4 protein-coding genes are annotated in these 4,675 nt (G+C 44.8%); 3 read left to right on the forward strand and 1 reads right to left on the reverse strand.

Going from position 1 to position 4,675, the window contains the following annotated elements; all coding sequences use genetic code 11:
• Nucleotides 1-185: 185 nt before the first annotated feature.
• On the reverse strand, nucleotides 186-521 hold the full coding sequence (locus IV55_RS08315) for a DUF1516 family protein (protein WP_057811212.1): 336 nt from the start codon (nucleotides 519-521) through the stop codon (nucleotides 186-188).
• Between the two features lie 114 nt (nucleotides 522-635).
• Between IV55_RS08315 and IV55_RS08320 the strand changes: the two genes are divergently transcribed.
• The 3 genes from IV55_RS08320 (at nucleotide 636) to IV55_RS08330 (ending at nucleotide 4,113) form a co-directional block, all read left to right on the forward strand.
• A complete protein-coding gene (locus IV55_RS08320) occupies nucleotides 636-2,015 on the forward strand; it encodes an MATE family efflux transporter (RefSeq protein ID WP_057811214.1) in 1,380 nt (459 codons plus the stop codon).
• Nucleotides 2,016-2,121: 106 nt separating this feature from the next.
• On the forward strand, nucleotides 2,122-2,385 hold the full coding sequence (locus tag IV55_RS08325) for a hypothetical protein (protein WP_057811216.1): 264 nt from the start codon (nucleotides 2,122-2,124) through the stop codon (nucleotides 2,383-2,385).
• A gap of 387 nt (nucleotides 2,386-2,772) precedes the next feature.
• Entirely contained in the window at nucleotides 2,773-4,113 is a 1,341-nt protein-coding gene (locus IV55_RS08330) for an amino acid permease (RefSeq protein ID WP_057811218.1), read from the forward strand.
• Nucleotides 4,114-4,675: the final 562 nt, after the last annotated feature.

Raw genomic sequence — 4,675 nt, forward strand, 5'->3', positions numbered from 1 at the left:
GCGCACGTTTCAACTATTGAAACTTATAAAACAACAATAAGCGCAAAACACGGACAGGTCGAAGTGAGCACTACGACCTGTCCGTGTTTTGCGCTTATTTGGTTGAGACTGGCATGAAAGCCGGTTTCACTGTTTGTCGAATAGCGCTTGAAAAGTGTTATTTAAACAGAATGGTTGCGTCAGACCTATAAAAAACTGACAATGAGCATAAGTGCAAAGATAATGGGGATGCTAATTAATAACGGGTGTGAGGTTTTAGTCTCTTGTTTTCTAGCGTAGGCGAGTTCGGAGACCGTGATGAGTGCGGCAGCTAGGATAAGTAGTAGGATCGCCTGCAGCACTGAAGCAGCGAAGACGGCTCTGAAAGTGACTGATAACGTTACAATCAGTAATAAATATACTAAGCGACCAATCATGAGCCATAACTTGACGCGTTTTTCAGTTTTTCGGCTGAGACCAATTTCGGCGGATAGAACAAATGCGGCGATGAGCCACCAGCGACTTGCAATTAAAAAAGTCATGGTTATTCCCCTTAAAATGACTGTCTTACTTGACATGTGATTACGCCTATTCTAGCATGGTTAGACTGTCTTAAATGTGATAAATAAATTTATAAAAACAAGGGAGGGTCAGCCGTGCGTGACTTAACAGAAGGGAATCCGCTTAAACTTATTTTTTTGTTTACGATTCCACTTTTAATTGGAAATTTATTCCAGCAATTATATAACATTTCGGATACGGTCGTTGTTGGTCAAACACTTGGTGTGAATGCACTGGCAGCGGTTGGCTCGACCGGCTCGATCAGCTTTTTGATTATTGGTTTTGCCCAGGGGTTAACGACAGGGCTATCCATCATTACGGCACAGCGATTTGGTGCGCGTGACCTTAAAGGGGTGCGTGAAAGTTTTGCGGCGAGCATCTGGATCAGTTTATTTGTAACGATTGCATTGACGATTTTGTCACTCGCGTTTGTTCATCCAATTTTACGATTGATGCAAACACCAGCGGCAATTTATGATGATGCCCAAACGTTTATCTCCATCATTTTTGCTGGGATATTTGCGTCGGTTGCCTTTAATTTACTGTCAAACATGATTCGCGGGTTAGGCGACTCACGGACACCGTTGTACTTCTTGATTGTTGGAACCGTCGTTAACGTTATTTTGGAATTGATTTTTATTTTAGTGTTCCATATGGGCGTTGCTGGCGCCGGTTATGCGACGGTTATTTCGCAACTGGTCGCCACGGTTTTGTGTCTAACATATATTTGGCGACACGTACCGCTGCTACGAATTAATCGTCAGGATTTGCGTGCAGGTTTAGGACAACTGTGGACACACTTTTCGACTGGGTTACCGATGGGTTTTCAAATGTCGATTATTGCGATTGGCGCAATTGTCATGCAAGCTGCCTTGAACAGTTTAGGAACCGCTTCTGTTGCTTCGTCCACGGCTGCTAGTAAAATCGATCAGATTGCGACGATGCCAATGGCGTCTTTCGGAGTAACGATGGCCACGTTCGCGGCTCAAAATATGGGTGCTGGTCGTTACGAGCGCATTATCAAAGGTGTGCGGCAAACATTGATCTTATCGAGTAGCTTTGCCATTGTGATTGGTGCTTTGGAAATTGTTTTTGGTCGCTTTTTAGTTGGTTTGTTTATTAGTGGGCATGATCCAGAAGTATTACATTTGTCGCAAACATACTTTAATGTGATCGCGAGCACGTATGTGTTGTTAGCCGTGTTATTTATCATTCGTAATACGCTGCAAGGGGTTGGTCAGCAGGCAATGCCGACGTTTGCTGGAATTGCTGAATTGGTGATGCGTTCATTTGCCGCGTTCTTCTTAGTTGGTCCGCTGGGATATGCAGGGGCCGTATCAGCTGAACCGTTAGCGTGGCTAGGCTCTTGTTTAGTGTTGATTCCGTCATATTTGCGAGCTATTCGTCAATTACACAACCTGCAATACATGCGTGACCATAATGAACAAACGAACGAGACCGAGGGGAATAGTTGAAATTAGTGGTGATTTTTGCTAATATACTATTTCGTATGCATAAGAACTGAGTGATAAAGAAACCCGTCCAACGGTTGCACGTTGGTGGGATATGAGGTGATCGTAGATGGCTGAATTACATGTTGGAGACGTTGTTACTGCCAAGAAGTTTGGACCGTTTGAACACGATTTCGGTGGCGAGTTAGAAAAAGTTTACGAAAACTCAGCACTCGTTTTAATCGATGATTACAACGATGGTGACAGTATGACTGTCAGTGAAATGAATCGTCGTGCCGTTGTAAAAAATGACGACATTACGGTGATTAAGGCTGCGCCAGTACCTGAACCAGATCCAGAAGAAGAAACTGACGAAGATGACGATAAAAAGTAAGTTTGTGGGACTCAGGGCAACGGAAACGTTGTTACTGAGTCTTTTTTAAATTCCATTTGACAAACTTCTCACCATTCGTTAAGCTGTTTCTAATTTAAAAAATGCTGAACTGGTGATGAAAAGTCACCAACTAGTGATGAACAGCGAGTGCCGGGTTGGTGGAACGGCATCTTGACTAGTTGGTAAAAGGTGTCATCAGGGTGTTCACTTTTCGAGGTGAACCGGGTGCCACTCGTTAACAGGTTTCATGGACAATCGGTTCATGAACAGAGAAAGTGATGTTTTGTCACTTTAAACGAAGGTGGTACCACGTGAAAACGTCCTTTGGAGCAGAGATGCTTCAAGGGGCGTTTTTATTTTTCGGTAATTTAAGTAAGGGGTGTCTTTATGGCAGAGGAGAAACAAGTACAACTACAGCGCAGCTTGACAGGCCGGCACATCACAATGCTGGCACTTGGTGGGGCAATCGGCGCCGGTTTATTTAAAGGGAGTGCGGATGCTGTACACACTGCTGGACCAGCGGTCATCTTTGCCTATTTAGTCGGTGGTTTGATTTTGCTATTCATCATGCAAGGTATGGCGGAGATGGCCGCTAATAATCCGTCAGCGACTGGTTTTTCAGGTCTGCTACAACCAATCTTAGGACCATTTGCAGCCTACATGGTCGATTGGGCATATTTTACGATGTGGTTCGTTGATCTGACAGCAGAAGCGATTGCAGCTGCGTCGTTTATTCAGATATGGTTCCCACATGTGCCAACCTGGCTAATTGTTTTAATTATTGCTGTCGTGATTTCAGGCATCAATTTGTTATCTGTCCGGTGGTTTGCCGAAACGGAATACTGGTTGGCCATCATGAAAATTACGGTAATCGTATTCTTCATTGCAGCCGGGGTGTTCTTGATTGCAAGAAACGTTGTCCAAACGCCACATGTCGCGTTTGCAAATTTGACTGCCCATGGTGGCTTCTTACCGCACGGTGCATTTGGTTTCTTGAGTGCCATGCTGATCGTTATTTATTCCTTTGCGGGTTCTGAATTGATTGGCATTACATTGGGTGAGGTCAAGGAGCCACAGAAGGTGATTCCGAAGGCTGTGCACGGCATTATGTTCCGCATTATTTCATTTTACCTAGTCCCATTCTTTATCATCGTAACGCTGTTCCCGTGGGATAAATTGACGGACAAGGTAAGCCCATTCGTGGCAGTCTTCCAATTGATCAAGATTCCATATGCGGCCGATATCGTTAACTTTGTCATTATTCTAGCGCTGATTTCATCAATTAATTCCGGTATTTATTCGGCTTCGCGGTTGTTATATGTACAAAATCAACGTAACAAGCGCACGACTAAAGTTACGCAATCACTGACCAAATTGAACAAACACTTTGTGCCTTATATGGCCGTACTGACTTGTTCATTGTCGTTATTTATGGGGGTTTTACTGACCTACTTTATTGGAAACACGTTGTTCAACGATTTAGTGGGATCAATTAGTTACACGATTCTGGTTATTTGGCTGTTGCTTTGCGTGGGTCATATTAAGAGTCGTAGCAATGGGTTTGATCAGTCAACTTATCATGTAAAATGGTTTCCATGGACCTCTTACTTCTCACTGGTAGCGCTTGTTTTGGTATTCTTTGGGATTCTGTTTTCAACTAGTTTGGTGGTTACAGGCTTGACTGCTTTGATTTACATTGGACTGTGTTTGTACTATTTCTTTACGTAACGTGAGACTTTAGCACGATAGAGGGGGGCTTTGTCCTCCACCGCCAGGTCATTAGCAAGTTCGCTTCGCTCACTGTCGACCAGATGTAGTGCCTTACCGCTTTGGCTTCGCGCAATCCTTGCGCAGCCTACGCTCTCGGCACGACATCTGATCTCCATTGCTAATAACCTGACGGTGGAGGAGTGCTTTGCCCGCTTTGCGGGCAAAACACAAGTACAGTAACCACTACAGTAAACTCGCCGCCACGGTACTTACAGCGTCCAACGTTCACTCCAAGTAATAGTTAACTGCAACATCAAATAGCCGCGCCAACAGTCTACGTACACGTTGAACTGTTGGCGCGGCTATTTGGTGTTGCGTCTGACTTTTGCTTTGGCACTAACGGTTGTGTCGCTCGCAAAGCGAGCGACACTCTCCGACAAAACAGGGTAACAGTGACAGCGGAAAACTAGCCTGCCGGGAGTGGAGGGCTGCGAAGAATTCGCAAAGCCCGCAACGGCAAGGTAAGCTAGTTTTCCGCCTGCGAACGCAGTGAGCTCACTGTTATCCTGTTTTGTCGGAG

This window comes from Furfurilactobacillus siliginis, from assembly GCF_001437435.1.
GTDB lineage: Bacteria > Bacillota > Bacilli > Lactobacillales > Lactobacillaceae > Furfurilactobacillus > Furfurilactobacillus siliginis.